Below are 21,892 nucleotides of genomic sequence, written 5' to 3'. Positions count from 1 at the left end.
GACATCTCGGGTATCCCTGATAACAAACTGAAGGGGCAATTGGGTGTGTTCGTGCAGCAAGCGGTTGAAGCCATAGCATCCTTCCCACCCCATCGTTGAGGCGATCACCTTAACTGCTTGGTGAGTAATCTCCCCTTCAGAAAGCCAGCGTAATCTGTCTACCCTCCAATCCATAAAATTCACGAGCAAATTGCGGTCAACATATGAGCGCAGAGATTCATTAGGTTGGATACGCAACAGCATGGATGGGTTGGCCCCTCAGCGACTGATCCCGCGTCTTCGTTCAAGGGTTACGATTAAGCAGCCAACGCCAGATATCAGGTGTAAAAAAGGCACCCAAAGGTGCCTTTTCGGAAGGTTTGAGGAGTAGTCGCAGCGATCCTTTAACTCCCAGCCTTGCGACCTTGGGTTCAGAATCCGACCGGCTATGCCCGTCGTCACTACTTCAGAGAAACCAGCATTCTCTGCTGCCGAAGTTGCGGGGGGCCTTGCTGGTACCCAGTCCCGACGGATGCGCGGTTGCAGTCCTCGACTACAAGCCTATACAGGGTGACACGCGTGTCAATTAGATTCTGAGGCGTAATTCCAAACGGGGTGCATCACTGCACCCCGCCAACCCGGATTGGTCCCGAACAGGATTACCTGCCTGCGACAGCTTTAATTCCCGTGCGACAGGTTTAATTCCCTAAATCCACCCATTCAACTGAAAACCGCCCTTACTCAACCGTCACCGACTTGGCCAGGTTGCGTGGCTGGTCCACATCAGTGCCCTTGAGCACCGCCACGTAGTACGACAGCAACTGCAGCGGGATGGTGTAGAGGATCGGCGCCAGTGCATCGATGATGTGCGGCATGGCGATCACATGGGTGCCCTCGCCGTTGCTCATGCCGGCCTTCTCGTCCGCGAACACGATCAGCTCACCACCGCGTGCACGCACTTCCTGCAGGTTGGACTTGAGCTTCTCCAGCAGTTCGTTGTTCGGCGCCACGGTAACCACCGGCATGTCGGCGTCCACCAGTGCCAACGGGCCGTGCTTGAGCTCACCCGCCGGGTAGGCCTCGGCATGGATGTAGGAAATTTCCTTGAGCTTGAGCGCCCCCTCCATTGCCACCGGGAACTGCGCACCGCGGCCCAGGAACAGCGTGTGGTGCTTGTCCGCAAACAGCTCGGAGATCTTCTCGATGGTGGTGTCCATCGCCAGTGCTTCACCCAGGCGCACCGGCAGGCAGCGCAACTGCTCGACCAGCTCGGCTTCGACCGCCGCCGACAAGGTGCCACGCACACGGCCCAGCGACAGGGTCAACAGCATCAGCGACACCAGCTGGGTGGTGAACGCCTTGGTCGAGGCCACGCCGATTTCCGGGCCGGCACGGGTCAGCAGGGTCAGGTCGGACTCACGCACCAGCGAGCTGATACCGACGTTGCAGATCGCCAGGCTGGCCAGGAAGCCCAGCTCCTTGGCATTGCGCAGGGCCGCCAGGGTGTCGGCGGTTTCGCCCGACTGGGAGATCGACACGAACAGCGTATCCGGCTGCACCACCACCTTGCGGTAGCGGAACTCGCTGGCCACTTCGACCTGGCACGGAATGCCGGCCAGTTCTTCAAGCCAGTAACGCGCGACCATGCCGGCATGGTAGCTGGTACCGCAGGCAACGATCTGCACGTTACGAACGTTGGGGAACAGCTCAGCCGCTTTCGGACCGAAAGCCTGTACCAGCACGTGGTCGGTGCCCAGGCGGTCTTCCAGGGTGCGCTGCACCACGGTAGGTTGCTCGTGGATTTCCTTGAGCATGAAGTGTCGGTACTGACCCTTGTCGGCCGCTTCGGCGCCTTCGTGGTACTGCACGCTCTCGCGCTGAACCGGCTGGCCATTGATGTCCCAGATGGTGATCTGGTCGCGACGGATCTCGGCGATATCGCCTTCTTCCAGGTACATGAAGCGGTCGGTGACCTGGCGTAGGGCCAACTGGTCGGACGCCAGGAAGTTCTCGCCATGGCCCAGGCCGATCACCAGCGGGCTGCCGCTGCGCGCTGCCAGCAGGCGGTCAGGCTGATGCGCACTGATCACCGCCAGGCCGTAGGCGCCATGCAACTGCTTGACCGTGGCCTTCAGTGCATCGGCCAGCTCCGGGAGGCTTTTGAGCGTGTGGTGCAGCAGGTGCACGATCACTTCGGTGTCGGTCTGCGAGGTGAACACGTAGCCCAGGCCCTTGAGCTGCTCACGCAGGGCATCGTGGTTCTCGATGATGCCGTTGTGCACCACTGCCAGTTCGTGGCCGGAGAAGTGCGGGTGCGCGTTGCCTTCGGTCGGCGCGCCATGGGTCGCCCAGCGGGTATGCGCGATACCCAGGTGGCCTGCCAGCGGCTCGGCGGCAACGGCGGCTTCCAGCTCGCTGACCTTGCCGATGCGACGACGGCGCTCCAGGTTGCCCTGCTGTGTGAATACGGCCAGGCCGGCGCTGTCGTAGCCGCGGTATTCCAGGCGCTTGAGGCCTTCGATAAGGATAGTGGTGATATTACGTTCGGCGACTGCGCCCACGATTCCACACATAGATGTTGCTCCTAGCTGATGGCGGCACAGATCAGGTTGATGCCGCGGGCTTGAATTTGTTCGCGCGCCTCCATAGGCAGGCGCTCATCGGTAATCAGGGTGTTCACGCTGCTCCAGGGCAGCTCCAGGTTGGGAATCTTGCGCCCGACCTTGTCCGACTCGACCATCACGATCACTTCACGGGCCACCTCGGCCATGACCCGGCTCAGGCCCAGCAACTCGTTGAAGGTGGTGGTGCCGCGCACCAGGTCGATGCCGTCGGCGCCGATGAACAACTGATCGAAATCGTAAGAACGTAGTACCTGCTCGGCGACCTGCCCCTGGAACGATTCCGAATGCGGGTCCCAGGTGCCACCCGTCATCAACAGCACCGGCTCGTGCTCCAGTTCACTCAAGGCGCGGGCCACATTCAACGAGTTGGTCATCACCACCAAGCCAGGTTGCTGGCCCAGTTCGGGAATCATCGAAGCCGTGGTGCTGCCACTGTCGATGATGATTCGCGCATGTTCGCGAATGCGCGCCACCGCGGCCCGAGCGATCGCCTGCTTGTACAGTGAGACCGGCGTGCTCTGGTCGGCGAACAGTTCCTGCGGCAGGGTCACCGCGCCACCATAGCGGCGCAGCAGCAAACCATTGGCTTCCAGCGCCGCCAGGTCCTTGCGGATGGTCACTTCGGAGGTTTCGAAGCGTTTGGCCAAGGCATCCACACTGACCTCGCCCTGCTCATGCAGCAAGGCAAGGATGTTATGGCGACGTTGTGGCGTATTGCGCTTCGACATGGCAGCTTAAGTTTCGATTCGAAAGATAACGAAGCCAATCAAAACCTAAAGCGTTCATTGGGTCAAGCACTGCAGTCGTTTTTTTGCTGTGGATAACGCCGCAGGTGCTGTCGAGTTATCCACATCGGTACTGCGCTCACAAAAAAGCCGACTTATGCACAATCCAGTCGGCTTGCTGTCCAGCTGTGAATAACTTCAGCTTTTGTTGATTTTCTCTGGGCGCTTCCACTCATCGATATTGCGCTGGCGGCCGCGTGCCACTGCCAACTGACCTGCCTCGACATTCTGGGTAATGGTGGAACCTGCCGCCGTGGTCGCGCCGTCAAGGATATCCACAGGCGCCACCAGTGAGTTGTTCGAACCGATGAACACATCTTCACCCAGCACCGTGCGGAACTTGTTGGCGCCATCGTAGTTGCAGGTAATGGTGCCGGCACCGATGTTGGTGCGCGCACCGACCTGTGCATCGCCCAGGTACGTCAGGTGCCCGGCCTTGGCGCCTTCGCCCAGGTGCGCATTCTTCAGTTCGACAAAGTTACCCACATGCGCACGCGCTTCCAGCACGCTGCCGGGGCGCAAGCGCGCGAACGGGCCGGCATCGCTGCCCTCGCCCATCACCGCGCCTTCCAGATGGCTGTTGGCCTTGACCACCGCGCCTTTGCGCAAGGTGGTGTTCTTGATCACGCAATTGGGGCCGATGACCACGTCATCCTCGATCACCACGCGGCCTTCGAGAATCACGTTGATGTCGATCAGCACATCACGCCCCACGGTCACCTCCCCGCGCACGTCGAAACGCGCCGGGTCACGCAGGGTCACTCCCTGAGCCATCAGCCGGCGGCCTTCGCGCAGTTGGTAATGACGCTCCAGTTCCGCCAGTTGCCGGCGATCATTGGCGCCCTGTACTTCCATCGGGTCCAGTGGCTGCTCGGTGGCCACCACCAGGCCGTCGCTGACCGCCATGGCGATCACGTCGGTAAGGTAATACTCGCCCTGGGCGTTGTTGTTCGACAGGCGACCCAACCATTCGGCCAGGTGCACGCCCGGCACCGCGAGAATGCCGGTATTGCCTTCAGCAATGGCGCGCTGTGCGGCACTGGCGTCCTTGTGCTCGACAATGGCCGCCACCTGACCAGCCTCATCACGCACGATGCGCCCATAGCCGGTCGGGTCGGCCAGGGTCACGGTAAGCAGGCCCAGTTGCTGTGGGGTCACCTTGTCCAACAGCCGACGCAGCGTATCCACTTCAATCAGTGGTACGTCGCCGTAGAGGATCAATACCGTCTCGGCAGTCAGTGCAGGCACGGCCTGTGCCACGGCGTGGCCAGTGCCCAGTTGTTTGTCCTGCAGCACGAAGTTCAGGTCAGCGGCAGCCAGGCGCTCGCGTACAAGCTCTGCGCCGTGACCGATCACCACGTGGATACCCTGCGGCTTGAGCTGACGAGCACTGTGGATAACATGGCCAAGCATGGAATCACCGGCCACCGGGTGCAGCACCTTGGGCAGCGCCGAACGCATGCGGGTGCCCTGGCCTGCCGCGAGAATAACGATATCGAGAGACATTGACTGGCTACCAATTCTGGGAGGTCAGCGAGGTGACCAAAAAGAAGAATTCTGGAAAAAGAAAAAGGGTAGCCGAGGCTACCCTTTAACTCAATCGCGGAAAAAGTAATCAGCCCGTAGGCCGAGTTACCTTCCCTTGCGCAACTGCTGGACGGTGCGCAGCTGGGCTGCGGCTTCGGCCAGACGTGCGGCAGCGGCGCCGTAGTCGAACTCCGAGCCTTTCTCGTGCAGGGCGTTTTCAGCAGCCTTGAGGGCTTCCTGCGCCTGAGCTTCGTCCAGGTCGGCAGCACGTTGCACGGTATCGGCAAGCACCTTGACCATGTTCGGCTGGACCTCGAGGAAACCACCAGAGATGTAGAACACCTCTTGGGCGCCACCCTGCTTGGTCAGCGTGATCGGACCAGGCTTCAGATTAGTGATCAGCGGGGCGTGGCCTGGAGCGATACCAAGATCACCCAGGTTGCCGTGCGCAATCACCATCTCGACCAGGCCGGAGAAGATTTCTCCTTCCGCGCTGACGATATCGCAATGGACTGTCATAGCCATCTGCTTGCCTCAACCTGATTAGCGCCCCTTGCGGGGCGCCGGGATTACAGTTTCTTGGCTTTCTCGACTGCTTCTTCGATGCCGCCGACCATGTAGAACGCTTGTTCTGGCAGGTGGTCGTAGTCACCGTTGAGGATGCCTTTGAAGCCAGCAATGGTGTCTTTCAGGGAAACGTATTTGCCTGGAGAACCGGTGAAGACTTCAGCCACGAAGAACGGCTGGGACAGGAAGCGCTGGATCTTACGAGCACGGGATACCAGTTGCTTGTCGGTCTCGGACAGTTCGTCCATGCCCAGGATCGCAATGATGTCCTTCAGCTCTTTGTAGCGCTGCAGCACGTACTGAACGCCGCGAGCCGTTTCGTAGTGCTCGTTGCCGATCACGTTCGGGTCCAGCTGGCGCGAGGTCGAGTCCAGTGGATCGACCGCTGGGTAGATACCCAGGGAGGCGATGTCACGGGACAGTACAACGGTGGCGTCCAAGTGGGCGAAGGTGGTGGCTGGCGACGGGTCGGTCAGGTCGTCCGCAGGTACGTATACCGCTTGGATCGAGGTGATCGAACCTTCCTTGGTCGAAGTGATACGTTCTTGCAGAACGCCCATCTCTTCAGCCAGGGTCGGCTGGTAACCTACTGCCGAAGGCATACGGCCCAGCAGTGCGGATACTTCAGTACCGGCCAGGGTGTAACGATAGATGTTGTCGACGAACAGCAGAACGTCGTTACCTTCGTCACGGAACTTCTCGGCCATGGTCAGGCCGGTCAGCGCTACGCGCAGACGGTTGCCTGGTGGCTCGTTCATCTGACCGTAGACCAGGGCTACCTTGTCGAGAACGTTGGAGTCCTTCATCTCGTGGTAGAAGTCGTTACCCTCACGGGTACGCTCGCCCACACCGGCGAACACGGAGTAACCGCTGTGCTCGATGGCGATGTTACGGATCAGTTCCATCATGTTTACGGTCTTGCCGACACCGGCACCACCGAACAGACCAACCTTACCGCCCTTGGCAAACGGGCAAACCAGGTCGATAACCTTGATGCCGGTTTCCAGCAGGTCGTTGCCGCCTGCCTGGTCTGCGAACGATGGCGCTTCACGGTGGATGCCCCAACGCTCTTCTTCGCCGATCGGGCCCGCTTCGTCGATCGGGTTGCCCAGCACGTCCATGATCCGGCCCAGGGTCGCTTTACCGACCGGTACGGAGATGGCTGCGCCGCTGTCGACAACGTCCAGACCGCGCTTCAAGCCTTCGGTCGAGCCCATCGCAATGGTACGGACCACACCGTCGCCCAGCTGCTGCTGAACTTCCAGGGTGGTTTCCGCGCCTTGTACTTTCAATGCGTTGTAAACGCTCGGCACGCTGTCACGTGGGAATTCCACGTCGATGACGGCGCCGATGATTTGAACGATACGTCCGCTACTCATAGCTGGATCCTCTGAATATTTGAACCGTTAAACCGCGGCAGCGCCGCCGACGATTTCCGAGATCTCTTGGGTGATCGCAGCCTGACGCGCCTTGTTGTAGATCAGCTGCAATTCGCTGATCAGATCGCCGGCGTTGTCAGTGGCGTTCTTCATTGCGATCATCCGCGCAGCTTGTTCAGCCGCGTTGTTCTCGACCACCGCCTGGTAGACCTGCGACTCCACGTAACGCACCATCAGGCCGTCCAGCAGCTCTTTGGCGTCAGGTTCGTAGAGGTAGTCCCAGTGGTGCTTGAGTTCTTGATCCGGGGTTGCAACCAACGGAATCAACTGCTCGACCGTTGGGGCTTGCGTCATGGTATTGATGAACTTGTTCGATACCACGGACAGACGATCGATACGACCATCCAGGTAAGCGTCCAGCATGACCTTGACGCTGCCGATCAGATCATTGATCGACGGCTCTTCGCCCAGGTGGCTGATCGCTGCAACGACGTTGCCGCCGAAGCTGCGGAAAAACGCCGCACCTTTGCTGCCGACCACGCACAGATCGATTTCGATCCCTTGCTCGCGGTTGGCCGCCATGTCCTTGACCAGGGCCTTGAACAGGTTGGTGTTCAAGCCACCGCACAGACCACGGTCACTGCTCACAACCACATAACCGGCGCGCTTGACAGGGCGATCGATCATGAAGGGGTGGCGGTATTCCGGGTTGGCGTTGGCCAGATGACCAATCACCTGGCGGATACGCTCCGCATAAGGACGGCTAGCAGCCATGCGCATTTGAGCCTTGCGCATCTTGCTGACCGCCACTTTTTCCATGGCGCTGGTAATTTTTTGCGTGCTTTTGATGCTCGCAATCTTACTGCGAATCTCTTTTGCGCCTGCCATGTAACACCTATCAGGTTAGCAAGCGGGGGCTGCAAAGCCCCCGCTGCGGCTTACCAGGTTTGGGTGGCCTTGAACTTCTCGATACCGGCTTTGATGCCAGCATCGATTTCGTCGTTGAAGTCACCCTTCACGTTGATCTTCGCCATCAGTTCGGCGTGATCACGGTTGAAGTAAGCGATCAGCGCTTGTTCGAAGCTACCGATCTTGGTGATTTCAACGTCGGTCAGGAACCCACGCTCAGCGGCATACAGCGACAGCGCCATGTCCGCGATGGACATTGGAGCGTATTGCTTCTGCTTCATCAGCTCGGTAACACGTTGACCGTGCTCGAGTTGCTTGCGGGTGGCTTCGTCCAGGTCAGAAGCGAACTGGGCAAATGCCGCCAGTTCACGGTACTGAGCCAGAGCGGTACGGATACCACCGGAGAGCTTCTTGATGATCTTGGTCTGAGCGGCACCACCCACACGGGATACCGAAACACCGGCGTTCACTGCAGGGCGGATGCCCGAGTTGAACATGGCCGATTCCAGGAAGATCTGACCGTCGGTGATGGAAATCACGTTGGTCGGAACGAACGCGGAAACGTCGCCAGCCTGGGTTTCGATGATCGGCAGTGCGGTCAGCGAGCCGGTCTTGCCAGTTACGGCACCGTTGGTGAACTTCTCTACGTACTCTTCGGAAACGCGCGATGCACGCTCCAGCAGACGGGAGTGGAGATAGAACACGTCACCTGGGTACGCTTCGCGACCTGGTGGACGGCGCAGCAGCAGGGAGATCTGACGGTAGGCAACGGCCTGCTTGGACAGGTCATCGTAGACGATCAGCGCATCTTCACCGCGGTCACGGAAGAACTCGCCCATGGTGCAACCGGCGTATGGCGCCAGGAATTGCAGTGCGGCGGATTCCGAAGCACTGGCAACCACCACGATGGTGTTGGCCAGGGCGCCGTTTTCTTCCAGCTTGCGAACGATGTTGGCAACGGTCGAACGCTTCTGGCCGACAGCAACATACACACAGAAAATACCGGAGTCTTTCTGGTTGATGATGGCGTCGATGGCCATGGCGGTCTTGCCGATCTGACGGTCACCGATGATCAGCTCACGCTGGCCACGGCCGACAGGGATCATGGCGTCAACCGACTTGTAGCCAGTCTGTACAGGCTGGTCTACCGATTTACGCCAGATAACGCCTGGTGCAACCTTTTCAACGGCGTCGGTCTCGGTGTTGTTCAGCGGACCTTTGCCATCGATTGGGTTACCCAGTGCGTCGACAACGCGACCCAGCAGTTCCTTACCAACCGGAACTTCGAGGATGCGGCCGGTGCACTTGGCGCTCATGCCTTCAGCGAGGGTGTCGTACGCGCCCAGTACTACCGCACCAACGGAGTCTTGCTCCAGGTTGAGGGCCATACCGAACACGCCGCCCGGAAACTCGATCATTTCGCCGTACATAGCGTCGGCCAGACCGTGAATCCGCACGATACCGTCAGAAACGCTGACGACAGTACCTTCGTTGCGGGCTTGGGAGGCTACATCGAGTTTCTCGATGCGGCCCTTGATGATTTCACTAATTTCGGAAGGATTGAGTTGCTGCATTGCTCTGCTGCCCCTTCAAACTCAAGATTTCAATGCTTCGGCCAGTTTCGCGATTTTGCCGCGTACTGAACCATCGATAACCAGGTCGCCGGCGCGGATAACGACACCACCGATTAGGCTGGCATCCTCCGTCGCGTGCAGGCGCACTTCCCGGCTGAGTCGTGCACTGAGAACCTTGGCGAGTTTGTCTTGCTGTTCTTGGTTCAACGCAAAAGCACTGGTGACTTCCACGTCCACGGATTTCTCTTGTTCGGCCTTGTACAGCTCGAACAGAGCCGAAATCTCCGGCAACAGCAGGAGACGTTCGTTTTCCGCGGCAACATGAATGAAATTCTGTGCCTGTGCATCGAACTTGTCACCGCACACGTCAATAAACGCGGCGGCCTTTTCTGCGCTCGTCAGTCGCGGGGCCTTGAGCAGGCGCTGCATTGTGTCGTCTTGCGACACTGCAGCAGCCAGGCCGAGCATGGCTGACCAATTGGCCAGTTGCTGATGGGCCTGGGCGTGCTCAAAGGCGCCTTAGCGTAAGGTCGGGCCAACGTGGTCAGTTCTGCCATGATCGCCCTCGCTTAAATTTCAGCGGCCAGTTTATTAACCAGCTCCGCATGCGCGTTTTGATCGATTGTGGCGCCAAGGATCTTTTCAGCACCGTTGACGGCCAGGCTACCCACTTGGGCGCGCAGCGCGTCTTTGACGCCGTTCAGTTCCTGTTCGATCTCGGCTTGAGCCTGGGCCTTCACACGGTCAGCTTCGACGCGAGCCTGGTCACGGGCTTCCTCGACGATCTGGTTACCGCGTTTCTTGGCTTGCTCAATGATTTCGGCTGCCTGAGCTTTAGCTTCGCGCAGTTGCTGACCCGCTTTATCTTGGGCCAGCTCCAGGTCGCGAGCTGCTCGGTTGGCAGCGTCCAGTCCTTCCGCGATCTTCTTCTGACGTTCTTGCAAAGCCGCGATGACCGGAGGCCACACGAACTTCATGCAAAACAGTACAAAAATGAAGAACGCAACGGACTGGCCAATCAGGGTTGCATTAATGTTCACGCCAACACCTCGCTCGTTCTAAGTCCATCACACCAATCCACTCGAGAAGTCGAGTGATTAGCCAGCGATTTGACCAACGAAGGGATTAGCGAAGGTGAAGAACAGAGCGATACCAACACCGATCATGGTCACGGCGTCGAGCAGACCGGCGACGATGAACATTTTAACTTGCAGCATCGGAACCATTTCTGGCTGGCGAGCAGCGCCTTCCAGGAACTTGCCGCCCAGCAGGCCGAAACCAATGGCGGTACCCAGGGCACCCAGGCCGATCAGCAGAGCAACAGCGATAGCGGTAAGACCAACTACAGTTTCCATCTTTCCTCCCGACTTTTACGTCGTATTGGTTAGGTTTTTTAGTTTGAAGCGGTAAAACAAAATCGTTTGGTACAGCTGCCCTTGCGGACTTTTTCGGCCTTCCCCCACCCCGGCGGGAAGGCCTCAGACACGCCAGGCGGTCTTAATGGTTATCTTCGTGAGCCATCGACAGGTAGACGATGGTAAGCATCATGAAGATGAACGCTTGCAGGGTGATGATCAGGATGTGGAACACCGCCCACGCCCATTGCAGCACCACGCCCAGGCCACTCAGCCACAGCAGGCCGCACCGAACATCACGGCAATCAGGATGAACACCAGCTCGCCGGCGTACATGTTGCCGAACAGACGCAGGGCCAGCGAGATTGGCTTGGCAATCAGGGTGACGAATTCCAGCAGGAAGTTCACCGGGATCAGCAGGATCTGAACGAAGATGTTCTTGCTGCCGAACGGGTGCAGGGTGAGCTCGCCGATGAAGCCGCCCAGGCCCTTGACCTTGATGCTGTAGAAGATGATCAGTGCGAACACGCAGAAGGCCATCGCGATGGTGGCGTTCGGGTCGGTGGTCGACACGGCACGGAACGGAATGTGCGGGTCACCGGAGATCAGGATCGCCAGCTGAGGAATCCAGTCGACCGGTACCAGGTCGACGGCGTTCATCAGGAACACCCAGACGAAAATCGTCAGAGCCAGCGGTGCGATCACCGGGCTGCGGCCATGGAACGAGTCCTTGACGCTGCCGTTGACGAATTCGACCATCACTTCGACGAAGTTCTGCAGGCCGCCGGGTTGACCCGACGTCGCTTTTTTTCGCCGCCATGCGGAACAGGAGGATGAAGATCAGACCCAGTGCAACGGACCAACCCAGGGTGTCCACGTGGAACGCCCAGAAGCCCATTGCCTTGGCTTCTGCTGCGGAATGGGCAAAGCCCCAACCGCCGTCTGGTAATTGCCCGAAGGTCAAGTTCTGCAAGTGGTGCTGGATATAGCCCGAAGCGGTTTCTGCTGCCATGTTTGCCTCAAACGCCCTAAGGTCTCGAAAGTCTCGTTTTTATCAGCAGGGGCGCGAACCAGCTGACCAACTGGGTCAGCAAGAAGACGCCGAATACTGCTAATGGCGCCAATGGCTTCACTCCTGCAAACGTCAGTGCAAACAGCACTGCCGTCAAAATCAATTTGCCTGCCTCGCCAGCGTAGAACGACTTGACGATGGCCTGCGCTGCCCTGGCGCCGGTGTAACGGAACGCCTTGTAGGCAAAGTACAGATTCGGTAGCCAGGCAATCAGCCCTCCGCAGAGTGCCGAATAGCCCGCGACCACCCCGTGCCACTGCCACACCCCCAACGATGCCAGCAATAACACGACCAATTGAGTCAGCAGTACCGGAAAAACCGCCCAGCGATGGAAAGGCAGGCGGTTTGGCGTGCGGGTTTCCATCACAACTGCTCCTCGAAAGTCGGCCAACCAGTCAACTATGACTTGGCATAATTTGTGCCGACAAAATGCGCGCAGAGTATAGGGGCGGTTGGACCCCTATTCAACTGCTGGGTAGTGATTTCCGACTGCGCGCTACAAAGCGAATTGTTTCAGCGGATGTGAGCAAGCACGCCCTGCAACTCATCCAGTGAGTTGTAACGGATCACCAACTGCCCTTTGCCCTTGTTGCCGTGACGGATCTGCACTGCCGAGCCCAGCCGCTCTGCCAGACGCTGTTCAAGGCGGGTGATGTCCGGATCGGGCTTGGCTGCTTCGACAGGTTCCGGTTTGCCATTGAGCCACTGGCGCACCAGGGCTTCGGTCTGACGTACGGTGAGGCCACGTGCGACAACGTGTCGCGCCCCGTCGACCTGCTGTTCTTCGGGCAAACCGAGCAATGCACGGGCATGCCCCATCTCCAGGTCACCGTGGGACAGCATGGTCTTGATGACTTCCGGCAGCGAGATCAGGCGCAGCAGGTTGGCCACGGTCACACGTGACTTGCCCACGGCATCCGCCACCTGTTGCTGGGTCAGCTGGAACTCCTGCTGCAGGCGCTGCAGCGCGATGGCCTCTTCCACCGGATTGAGGTCTTCACGCTGGATGTTCTCGATCAGGGCCATGGCAATGGCGGTTTCGTCCGGCACATCGCGCACCATCGCCGGGATGGTTTCCATGCCGGCCTGCTGGCTGGCGCGCCAGCGACGTTCGCCGGCGATGATCTCGTAGCGCTCGTCGCCGATCGGGCGTACCACGATCGGCTGCATCACGCCCTGGCTCTTGATCGACTGAGCCAGTTCTTCGAGTGCCTGCGGGTCCATGTCCCGGCGTGGCTGGTACTTGCCGCGCTGAATCAGGTCCAGCGGCAGGTGTTGCAGTTCTTTCTGGTCGACCTTGACAGCCTGCTCTTCGAGCGCGCTGACGGTAGGACCACTGAGCAGTGCATCCAACCCACGTCCGAGACCTCGTTTCTTAACGGCCATGCGGATTCCTTAAGTTGCCGGTGCGGCAGTGCGGGTTTGACGACGTTGACGGCGTACCAGTTCACCGGCCAGGGCCAGATAGGCCAGGGCGCCACGCGATTGCTTGTCGTAAGCCAGGGCCGGCATGCCGAAACTCGGCGCCTCGGCCAGGCGGATGTTGCGCGGGATCACCGTGTCGTAGAGCTGCTCGCCGAAGTGCTCCTTGAGCTGTGCGGACACATCGTTGATCAGGCTCAGGCGCGGGTCGTACATGGTGCGCAGCAGCCCTTCGATCTTGAGTTGCGGATTGAGCTTGGCAGCAATGCGCTTGATGTTATCCACAAGGTCGCTCAAGCCTTCCAGTGCAAAGTATTCACACTGCATCGGGATGATCACGCCATCGGCGGCCACCAGGGCATTGAGGGTCAGCATCGACAGCGACGGCGGGCAGTCGATCAGGATGTAGTCGTAGCTTTCGCGGATCGGCGCCAGCGCGGTACGCAGGCGGCTCTCCTTCATCTGCATTTCGAGCAGCACCACTTCGGCCGCGGTCAGGTCACGGTTGGCCGGCAGCAGTTGATAACCGCCGTGCTCGGAGACGCGCATGGCCTGGGCCAGGTCGCATTCGCCGATCAGCAGGTCATACACCGAATGTTCAAGGACGTGTTTATCCACACCGCTACCCATGGTGGCGTTGCCCTGTGGATCGAGGTCAATCAGCAGCACGCGGCGCTTGGTCGCGACCAGCGATGCGGCGAGATTGATACAGGTGGTGGTCTTGCCCACACCACCTTTCTGGTTCGCGATTGCGAATACCTTAGCCATTCTTGCTTGTGTTCCCAGTCATGCCGTGCGGCGCAGTATCAGCAGATGGCGCTGGCCTTGGCAACCCGGAACGGTCAAGGCCTGCTCGCTATCCACTTTGAAATCTGCCGGCAATGCTACCAGCTCATCAGCCGGATGCAGCCCTTTCATTGCCAGCCACTGCGTCTGGGCGTCGCCAAGGTGGCGCGTCCAATTGGTGAAGTTCTCCATGCTGCTGAAAGCACGGGAAACAATTCCGGTGAAGGGTAGCTCCGGTTGGAACTCCTCGACCCGTTTGTGGATAACTTGCAGGTTATCCAGCTTCAGCTCCAGTTTGACCTGGGTCAGGAAGCGGGTTTTCTTGCCGTTGCTGTCGAGCACCGTGACCTGCTTGTGCGGATGCAGGATAGCCAGTGGAATACCCGGCATGCCGCCACCACTGCCCACATCGAGCCAACGCTCGCTGTGGATAAACGGCATGACGCTGAGGCTGTCGAGCAAATGCCGCGAAACCATTTCGTCCGGATTGCGTACGGCGGTCAGGTTGTAGGCCTTGTTCCACTTTATCAACAGGGCCAGGTAAGCCAGCAACTGCGCGTGCTGTGCCTCGCTCAGCTCGACACCGAGCTGGCGTGCGCCTGTGGACAACTCTTCGGCGTGTTGAGGGGTGACCATAGAACTCAAGCGCTTTGCTCCAACTCGCGGCCTGCGCCGCGTTTTTTCAGGTGAATCAGCAACAGGGAAATCGCCGCCGGCGTGACGCCGGGAATGCGCGAGGCCTGGCCCAGGGTTTCTGGCCGGGTCTGGCCGAGCTTACCCTGAATCTCCTTGGACAACCCGGAAATACCGGTGTAGTCGATATCGTCGGGCAGGCGCGTGTCTTCGCTGGCACGCAGGCGCGCGATTTCTTCCTGTTGCCGGTCAATGTAACCGGCATATTTGGTCTTGATCTCGACCTGCTCGGCAACCTGCGGGTCGACATCGCTGCCACCGGTCACTTCCACCAGCCCGGCATAATCGATTTCCGGGCGAGTCAGCAGGTTGAGCAGGTTGTACTCGTGGCTCAGCGGCGTGCCGAACTTATCCACAATCGCCTGGCCCTGCGCGGTGTTGGGTTGTACCCAGGTCGACTTGAGGCGCTGTTCTTCGCGTTCGATGCTTTCGCGCTTGGCGCTGAACGCGCCCAGCGCGCGTCATCGACCAGGCCCAGTTCGCGGCCTTTTTCGGTGAGGCGCAGGTCGCGTTGTCTTCGCGCAGGATCAACCGGTACTCGGCGCGCGAAGTGAACATGCGGTACGGCTCCTGGGTACCCAGGGTGATCAGGTCGTCGACCAGTACCCCGATGTACGCCTCGTCGCGACGCGGGCACCAGCTTTCGCGGCCCTGCGCACGCAGTGCGGCGTTGGTCCCGGCGAGCAGACCCTGGGCGCCGGCTTCTTCGTAGCCGGTGGTGCCGTTGATCTGGCCGGCGAAGAACAGCCCGCCGATCACCTTGGTTTCCAGGCTGTACTTGAGGTCGCGTGGGTCGAAGTAGTCGTACTCGATGGCGTAGCCCGGCCGCACGATGTGGGCGTTTTCCATGCCACGGATCGAGCGCACGATCTGCAACTGCACGTCGAACGGCAGGGAAGTGGAGATGCCGTTGGGGTACAGCTCATGGGTGTTGAGCCCTTCGGGTTCGATGAAGACCTGGTGGCTTTCCTTGTCGGCAAAGCGGTGGATCTTGTCTTCGATCGACGGGCAGTAGCGCGGGCCGATGCCTTCGATCACCCCGGAGTACATCGGCGAGCGATCGAGGTTGGCCGCGATGATCTCGTGGGTGCGTGGGTTGGTATGCGTGATCCAGCAACTGACCTGACGCGGGTGCATGGCCTTGTCGCCCATGAACGACATGACCGGGATCGGCGTGTCGCCGGCTTGCTCGGTCATCACCGAGAAATCCACCGAACGGCCATCGATACGCGGCGGCGTGCCGGTTTTCAGGCGACCGACGCGCAGCGGCAGTTCACGCATGCGCTGCGCCAGGGCCATGGCCGGCGGATCACCGGCGCGGCCACCGGAATAGTTCTGCAGACCGATGTGGATAAGTCCGGCGAGGAAGGTGCCGGTGGTCAGTACCACGGAATCCGCGAAGAAACGCAGGCCCATTTGCGTGACCACACCCTTGACCTGGTCCTGCTCGACGATCAGGTCGTCGCACGACTGCTGGAATATCCACAGGTTGGGCTGGTTCTCGAGTACTTCACGCACCACCGCCTTGTAGATCGCGCGGTCGGCCTGGGCACGGGTTGCACGCACCGCCGGGCCTTTGCGGTTGTTCAGAACGCGGAACTGGATACCACTCTTGTCGGTAGCCAGGGCCATGACGCCGCCGAGCGCATCGATCTCCTTGACCAGATGGCTCTTGCCAATGCCACCGATGGCCGGATTGCAGCTCATGTGCCCGAGGGTTTCCACGTTGTGGGTCAGCAGCAGGGTTTTTACGCCCATGCGTGCAGAAGCAAGCGCAGCCTCGGTTCCGGCATGGCCGCCGCCGATGACGATCACTTCAAAACGGGAAGGGAAATCCACCACGCACCTCGTGCCTGTTTCGGGAATAGATAGGAATAACGCACAAGTATAGGGACTTACCCCCCGTCTAGGAACCTTTTGCACAAAATTTAACCAGCCTGTGATGAGTGGCTGACAATAGAAATAAAGAGAGAGAAATTTATTAAAGCTTTGTTTTTATGTTTATTCTTACTGAGGCACATTTCTGTGGATAAAGCTCTACAGGCCACGTAATACGTTATGTACAGAGGTTCAAAAGTCTGTGGTCTAGTGGGTCTGAGGGGTTGGGATAAGCGGATTAAGCCTGTGGATGAAACAGCTAGTTATCAACAGGCAGGTTTATCTCCAGCCTTGAGGCCTACTTATCAACGGGGCTGAAGGCGGGTTTTCCACAGGGCTTATTTCGGGATTTGTGGGCATACAGGCACGCGAACGCACCGAGGGCGTCGGTATTTTTCAGCTGAGAGGGGAAAACCGGGTGGGGATAACCGCCGACAACGAGGCCGCGGCGGACCCCGTTGTGGATAAACGCGCTACTTGCCGATGCAGAAGCTGGAAAAGATACGCCCCAACAGGTCGTCGGAACTGAACGCACCGGTAATTTCACCCAGCGCCTGTTGTGCCTGGCGCAGGTCTTCTGCCAGCAACTCTCCAGCGCCCGCCAGGGTCAACTGCGCACGACCGTGCTCCAGGTACGAACTGGCCTGGCGCAGGGCATCCAGGTGGCGCCGACGGGCACTGAAGCCACTTTCCGCGGTCTGCTCGTAGCCCATGCAGGCCTTGAGGTGATCACGCAGCAGCTCAAGGCCCAGATCGGCCCCTTTCGCGCTGAGGGTGATGGTGACGTGGCCATCGTCGCATTGCTGCAGGCCAATGGCCTCGCCGCTGAGGTCGGCCTTGTTACGGATCAGCGTGACCTTGGCCGGATCGGGCCGCTGTTCGAGGAACTCTGGCCACAGGGCGAACGGGTCATGGGCTTCAGGCGCCGTTGCATCCACCACCAGCAACACTCGATCGGCCTCACCAATGGCCTTGAGGGCACGCTGCACCCCAATCTTTTCCACATGATCTTCGGTATCCCGCAGGCCTGCGGTGTCCACAACGTGCAGTGGCATGCCGTCGATGTGGATATGTTCACGCAGGATATCCCGGGTGGTACCGGCAATCTCGGTCACGATCGCCGCTTCACGCCCCGCCAGCACGTTCAGCAGGCTGGATTTACCGGCATTCGGACGGCCGGCAATCACCACGGTCATGCCATCGCGCAGCAAGGCGCCCTGCCCGGCCTCACGTTGCACTGTGGATAAGTGTTCACGCACCTCATCGAGCATGCGCAGTACATGGCCATCGGCGAGAAAATCGATTTCCTCTTCCGGAAAGTCGATTGCCGCTTCGACGTAGATGCGCAGGCTGATCAGCTTTTCGGTGAGGTTATCCACACGGCGGGAGAATTCGCCTTGCAGCGAGCGCAACGCATTGCGTGCCGCCTGGGCGGAACTGGCCTCGATCAGGTCGGCAATCGCTTCGGCCTGGGCCAGGTCGAGCTTGTCGTTGAGGAACGCGCGCTCGCTGAATTCCCCCGGGCGCGCCATGCGACAGCCCAGTTCCACACAGCGCTGCAGCAACATATCCAGCACCACGGGGCCGCCGTGCCCCTGAAGCTCCAGCACATCTTCCCCGGTAAACGAGTTGGGCCCTGGAAAATACAGCGCAATGCCTTCATCCAGCACCTGCGCATCGTCACCGCGAAACGCCCCGTAATGGGCATGGCGCGGGGTCAGCGTGCGGCCGGTGATGGCCAACCCGGCCTGGCGTGCCAGGGGCCCGGAGATACGCACAATTCCTACCCCGCCGCGGCCTTGAGCAGTGGCATGGCGGCAATGGTTTCACGACGAGCATTCATCGGCGAAGGCCTCATACAAAAACGACAGATAGCAAAACGCCCCACGAGGGGGCGTTTTATCCACAGGTTAGCTGGCTAACCCGTCAAGCGGTGGCTTTGTTCGTCGCCGCTTCGATCTTGCGGGTGATGTACCACTGCTGTGCGATCGACAGGCAGTTGTTCACAACCCAGTACAGCACCAGACCCGCCGGGAACCACAGGAAGAAGAAGGTGAAGATGATTGGCATCATCTTCATCACCTTGGCCTGCATCGGATCCGGCGGCGTCGGGTTCAGACGCTGCTGGATGAACATGGTCGCGCCCATGATGATCGGCAGGATGAAGAACGGATCCTTGATCGACAGGTCGGTAATCCAGAACATCCACGGTGCCTGGCGCATTTCAACGCTTTCGAGCAGTACCCAGTACAGCGAGAGGAACACCGGCATCTGCACGAGGATCGGTAGGCAGCCGCCCAGCGGGTTGATCTTCTCTTTCTTGTACAGCTCCATCATGGCCTGCGACATTTTCTGCCGGTCATCGCCATGTTGCTCTTTCAGGGCAGCCAGTTTCGGCGCCACGGCACGCATGCGCGCCATCGACTTGTAGCTGGCAGCCGACAGCGGGAAGAACAGCAGCTTGATCAGCATGGTCAGGACGATGATCGACCAGCCCCAGTTGCCAAGCAATTCGTGGATGTGCTGCAGCAACCAGAAGATCGGTTGGGCAATGAACCACAGGATGCCGTAGTCGACGGTCAGCTCCAGGCCTGGGGATAACGCCTTGAGTTTTTCCTGGCTCTTGGGCCCGGCGTACAGCACGGTGCTGGTTTCACCCTGGGCGCCGGCGGCTACATTCAGTGCCGGGCCGGTGAAGCCGATGATGTAATTGCCCTGGCTGTCCTTGCGGGTCTGGACGATGTTGGTGTCGGTCTTGCTCGGAATCCACGCCGTCACGAAGTAGTGCTGCAGCCAGGCAACCCAACCACCGGTAACATTTTCTTTCAAACTGCCCTTGTCGATGTCTTTCATCGACACTTTCTTGTAGGGCTCGGCACTTGTCCACAGGGCAGCGCCCAGGTAGGTAGCGGTACCGGTGGCGGTGCTCGACGACGGATCGGAGCTGGCATCGCGTTTCAGTTGCGCGAACAGGTTGCCCGTCCACGGCTGAGCGCTCTGGTTGTCGATCAGGTAGCTGACCTTGAGGTCATACTCGCCACGGTTCAGGGTGAAACGCTTGATGTAGTTGACACCGGCGTCACTGAACTTGAGGTCCACGACCAGCTGGTCCTGGCCGTCAGCCAGTTGATAACTCTTCTGTTCGGCGGCGTACAGCGGGCGACCAGAGGCACGTGCATCCGGGCCGTTGGTACCGGTCAGGCCGCTCTGGGCCAGGTAGGTACGCTCGTTGCCGTTGTCGAACAACTGGAACGGAATTTCCGGATGGTCCTGGCGACGTGGGTATTTTGGCAGGGTCAGCTGCGCAATATCACCGCCGTTGGGGTCGATAGCCAGATCGAGGACATCGGTCTTGACCCGAATCAGGTCCTTGCTGACCGCAACCGGTGCAATTTCTGCAGGGGCGGTTTCAGCATTGGCACTCGGAACGTCGGCGCTGGCGCCGGAAGTGCCGGCGGTCGCAGTGTCGGGCAAGCCCGGAGCGACAGTGCTGGCAGCAGTATTCTGAGTCGGCAAGGCAGCCTGGCCGTAGTCCTGGTTCCACTTGAGGACCATGACATAGGACACGATTGCCAGGGCGGCGATCAGGATCGTGCGTTTAATATCCATGATTACTCGGCTATCGAAGAAGAAGTACGGGAAGAAGGTGCTGGCGGAACCGGGTCATAACCGCCGGCATTCCACGGGTGACAGCGCCCGAGGCGACGAGCGGTCAGCCATCCACCGCGCAATGCGCCATGTGTTTCGATGGCTTCAATCGCATAGGTGGAGCAAGTCGGATAGAAACGACAGTGGCTGGCCATCAGAGGGCTAATGGCATAACGGTAAAACTGGATCGGAACGAGGACCAGTTTACGCATCTGGACGGTCTACCCCTGCAGAGTCGCGGTTAACCACTGGAGCGGGCCGACTGCGTGCAAGGCGCTTCCAGAGCTTGCCAAAATGTTGGTGCAATTCTGGGTTTTCTACGTCGCCCAGGCCTTTGCGCGCGACGATCACGATGTCCCAACCGGCCAGCAAATGCTGGTGGAGACGAAACGAATCGCGCATCAAACGCTTCAAGCGGTTGCGTTGAACGGAGAGCTTTACGCTCTTTTTCCCGATCACAAGCCCCAGGCGGGGATGATCCAGACCGTTCTCGCGGGCAAGGAGCAAGAGACTCTTGCCTGGCACCTTGCCGGAAGGAGAGTCAAAGACCGCTTTGAAGTGTCGGGGTGTCAGAAGACGCTTTTCCCGACTGAAGTCCTGACTCACCACCTGTGCCGAAAAATCAAACTGCCAGACGCTTACGGCCTTTGGCACGACGGCGGGACAGTACGGCACGGCCGTTCTTGGTAGCCATACGGGCACGGAAACCGTGAGTGCGGGCGCGCTTGATGGTGCTTGGTTGGAAAGTACGTTTCATGGCGTGTTACCTGGTTCGTCGACAACGGGCCGGAATGGCCCCCGTTTTAAGAGACCGGCGATTCTAGAGAAAGCCACGCCGTAGGTCAATTTCCAACCAGCTTTTCCTTAAGGATAAAAAACCGGCCGTTGTTCGAGCCGGGGTTTTTCGTGTGGCTGCCTGGCTGTGGACAGGAAAGGGTCACGAGAGGCTTAAACATAGAAAAAAGAAGAGAAGGTATTTAAAGCTTTTTTATAAATCTTATAGAACTTAAGCCGAGGATTTCTGTGGATAGATCGCTACAGCCCTTTAAACACGTACTGTACAGAGAAGTGAAACCCTGTCGGGAAACGGTGCTCTGGCTGTGCGGCGCAGGCGCAAAAGCTGTGGATTAAAAGCACTGTTATCCACAGGGCAGTTATCCACCGATTTCAACCCCCAGTTGTGCAAAGCGCTCAGGGTGGTTTATCCACAGGGCTTATTCACACCCCCAATGTGCCATTTTGGCCACTAACCTGCTGATTTATCGCCACCCTTGGCGCACCTGCATGTGGATAACTGCGCTGGTGGTCGGTACAATGGCCGCTTGTTTTTGCCTCACCGGCGTTCAACTCAGGGGATATCCGTGTCAGTGGAACTTTGGCAGCAGTGCGTAGACCTTCTGCGCGATGAACTGCCTGCCCAGCAATTCAACACCTGGATCCGTCCGCTACAGGTCGAAGCCGAAGGCGACGAGTTGCGCGTCTATGCGCCTAACCGGTTCGTTCTCGATTGGGTCAATGAAAAGTACCTGGGTCGCTTGCTCGAACTGCTGGGTGAACACGGCAACGGCATCGCTCCCGCGCTCTCCTTATTAATAGGCAGCCGTCGTAGCTCTGCACCGCGCGCTGCGCCCAATGCGCCGCTGGCGGCGTCGGTTGCCGCCTCGCAGGCCCAGCAGGCAGCCCAGGTGGCTGCC

18 protein-coding genes and 5 pseudogenes are annotated in these 21,892 nt (G+C 59.3%); 1 reads left to right on the top strand and 22 read right to left on the bottom strand.

The annotated features are described in order from the left end of the window. The 22 genes and pseudogenes from G3436_RS27840 to rpmH all read right to left on the bottom strand — a co-directional run. Positions 1–243: pseudogene (locus G3436_RS27840) on the bottom strand (hypothetical protein); the annotation flags it as partial. 473 nt (positions 244–716) lie between these two features. Continuing rightward, positions 717–2,552: a glutamine--fructose-6-phosphate transaminase (isomerizing) gene (glmS, locus tag G3436_RS19060; RefSeq protein ID WP_163948063.1), complete on the bottom strand. Its 1,836-nt coding sequence runs from the start codon at positions 2,550–2,552 to the stop codon at positions 717–719. A gap of 11 nt (positions 2,553–2,563) precedes the next feature. Beyond that, positions 2,564–3,331, bottom strand: coding sequence for a DeoR family transcriptional regulator (locus G3436_RS19055; RefSeq protein WP_163948060.1), 768 nt, complete (start codon positions 3,329–3,331; stop codon positions 2,564–2,566). A gap of 195 nt (positions 3,332–3,526) precedes the next feature. Beyond that, entirely contained in the window at positions 3,527–4,894 is a 1,368-nt protein-coding gene (gene glmU / locus G3436_RS19050) for a bifunctional UDP-N-acetylglucosamine diphosphorylase/glucosamine-1-phosphate N-acetyltransferase GlmU (protein ID WP_163948057.1), read from the bottom strand. Positions 4,895–5,020: 126 nt separating this feature from the next. Continuing rightward, the gene (locus G3436_RS19045; RefSeq protein WP_163948053.1) at positions 5,021–5,440 is read right to left on the bottom strand and encodes a F0F1 ATP synthase subunit epsilon; all 420 of its coding nucleotides are present in this window, start codon (positions 5,438–5,440) and stop codon (positions 5,021–5,023) included. A gap of 44 nt (positions 5,441–5,484) precedes the next feature. After that, on the bottom strand, positions 5,485–6,861 hold the full coding sequence (gene atpD / locus G3436_RS19040) for a F0F1 ATP synthase subunit beta (protein WP_043860663.1): 1,377 nt from the start codon (positions 6,859–6,861) through the stop codon (positions 5,485–5,487). Positions 6,862–6,888: 27 nt separating this feature from the next. Next, positions 6,889–7,749 (bottom strand): F0F1 ATP synthase subunit gamma, encoded by an 861-nt coding sequence (gene atpG, locus G3436_RS19035; RefSeq protein WP_163948050.1) that lies wholly within the window; start codon positions 7,747–7,749, stop codon positions 6,889–6,891. Between the two features lie 50 nt (positions 7,750–7,799). Then, positions 7,800–9,344 (bottom strand): F0F1 ATP synthase subunit alpha, encoded by a 1,545-nt coding sequence (gene atpA, locus G3436_RS19030; RefSeq protein ID WP_163948047.1) that lies wholly within the window; start codon positions 9,342–9,344, stop codon positions 7,800–7,802. 21 nt (positions 9,345–9,365) lie between these two features. Continuing rightward, positions 9,366–9,901: pseudogene (locus tag G3436_RS19025) on the bottom strand (F0F1 ATP synthase subunit delta). A 12-nt stretch (positions 9,902–9,913) separates the two neighbouring features. Continuing rightward, the gene (locus G3436_RS19020; protein WP_043860667.1) at positions 9,914–10,384 is read right to left on the bottom strand and encodes a F0F1 ATP synthase subunit B; all 471 of its coding nucleotides are present in this window, start codon (positions 10,382–10,384) and stop codon (positions 9,914–9,916) included. A 57-nt stretch (positions 10,385–10,441) separates the two neighbouring features. Then, the gene (atpE, locus tag G3436_RS19015) at positions 10,442–10,699 is read right to left on the bottom strand and encodes a F0F1 ATP synthase subunit C (RefSeq protein WP_003097235.1); all 258 of its coding nucleotides are present in this window, start codon (positions 10,697–10,699) and stop codon (positions 10,442–10,444) included. Between the two features lie 142 nt (positions 10,700–10,841). After that, positions 10,842–11,711: pseudogene (atpB, locus tag G3436_RS19010) on the bottom strand (F0F1 ATP synthase subunit A). A 16-nt stretch (positions 11,712–11,727) separates the two neighbouring features. Next, positions 11,728–12,135 carry a F0F1 ATP synthase subunit I gene (locus G3436_RS19005; RefSeq protein WP_163948044.1) on the bottom strand — a complete coding sequence of 136 codons (408 nt, stop codon included), beginning with the start codon at positions 12,133–12,135 and terminating at the stop codon, positions 11,728–11,730. A gap of 149 nt (positions 12,136–12,284) precedes the next feature. Further along, positions 12,285–13,157, bottom strand: a complete 873-nt coding sequence (locus G3436_RS19000) for a ParB/RepB/Spo0J family partition protein (RefSeq protein WP_163948041.1) — start codon at positions 13,155–13,157, stop codon at positions 12,285–12,287. 9 nt (positions 13,158–13,166) lie between these two features. Next, a complete protein-coding gene (locus G3436_RS18995; RefSeq protein WP_163948038.1) occupies positions 13,167–13,961 on the bottom strand; it encodes a ParA family protein in 795 nt (264 codons plus the stop codon). 18 nt (positions 13,962–13,979) lie between these two features. Next, a complete protein-coding gene (gene rsmG, locus G3436_RS18990) occupies positions 13,980–14,624 on the bottom strand; it encodes a 16S rRNA (guanine(527)-N(7))-methyltransferase RsmG (protein ID WP_163948034.1) in 645 nt (214 codons plus the stop codon). Continuing rightward, positions 14,621–16,511 (bottom strand): annotated as a pseudogene (gene mnmG, locus G3436_RS18985) (tRNA uridine-5-carboxymethylaminomethyl(34) synthesis enzyme MnmG). Before mnmG ends, rsmG begins: the two are co-directional and overlap by 4 nt. A 512-nt stretch (positions 16,512–17,023) precedes the next feature. Beyond that, positions 17,024–18,393, bottom strand: a pseudogene (gene mnmE / locus G3436_RS18980) (tRNA uridine-5-carboxymethylaminomethyl(34) synthesis GTPase MnmE). A gap of 83 nt (positions 18,394–18,476) precedes the next feature. Continuing rightward, positions 18,477–20,159, bottom strand: coding sequence for a membrane protein insertase YidC (gene yidC, locus G3436_RS18975; RefSeq protein WP_163948031.1), 1,683 nt, complete (start codon positions 20,157–20,159; stop codon positions 18,477–18,479). A 2-nt stretch (positions 20,160–20,161) separates the two neighbouring features. Then, positions 20,162–20,410, bottom strand: coding sequence for a membrane protein insertion efficiency factor YidD (yidD, locus tag G3436_RS18970; RefSeq protein ID WP_163948028.1), 249 nt, complete (start codon positions 20,408–20,410; stop codon positions 20,162–20,164). Then, positions 20,403–20,807: a ribonuclease P protein component gene (gene rnpA, locus G3436_RS18965; protein WP_338001286.1), complete on the bottom strand. Its 405-nt coding sequence runs from the start codon at positions 20,805–20,807 to the stop codon at positions 20,403–20,405. Before rnpA ends, yidD begins: the two co-directional genes overlap by 8 nt. Positions 20,808–20,820: 13 nt before the next feature. Continuing rightward, positions 20,821–20,955, bottom strand: a complete 135-nt coding sequence (gene rpmH / locus G3436_RS18960; protein WP_002551315.1) for a 50S ribosomal protein L34 — start codon at positions 20,953–20,955, stop codon at positions 20,821–20,823. A gap of 604 nt (positions 20,956–21,559) precedes the next feature. On the opposite strand from rpmH, the gene G3436_RS18955 reads away from it, so the two are divergent. Then, positions 21,560–21,892 (top strand): DnaA N-terminal domain-containing protein (locus G3436_RS18955; RefSeq protein ID WP_338001285.1); only part of this gene is annotated, 333 nt, incomplete at its 3' end.

The organism is Pseudomonas brassicae (genome assembly GCF_010671725.1).
Taxonomy (GTDB): Bacteria; Pseudomonadota; Gammaproteobacteria; order Pseudomonadales; family Pseudomonadaceae; genus Aquipseudomonas; species Aquipseudomonas brassicae.
Note: the sequence above shows the minus strand (reverse complement) of the source record. Positions and strands in the feature narration are given on the sequence as shown.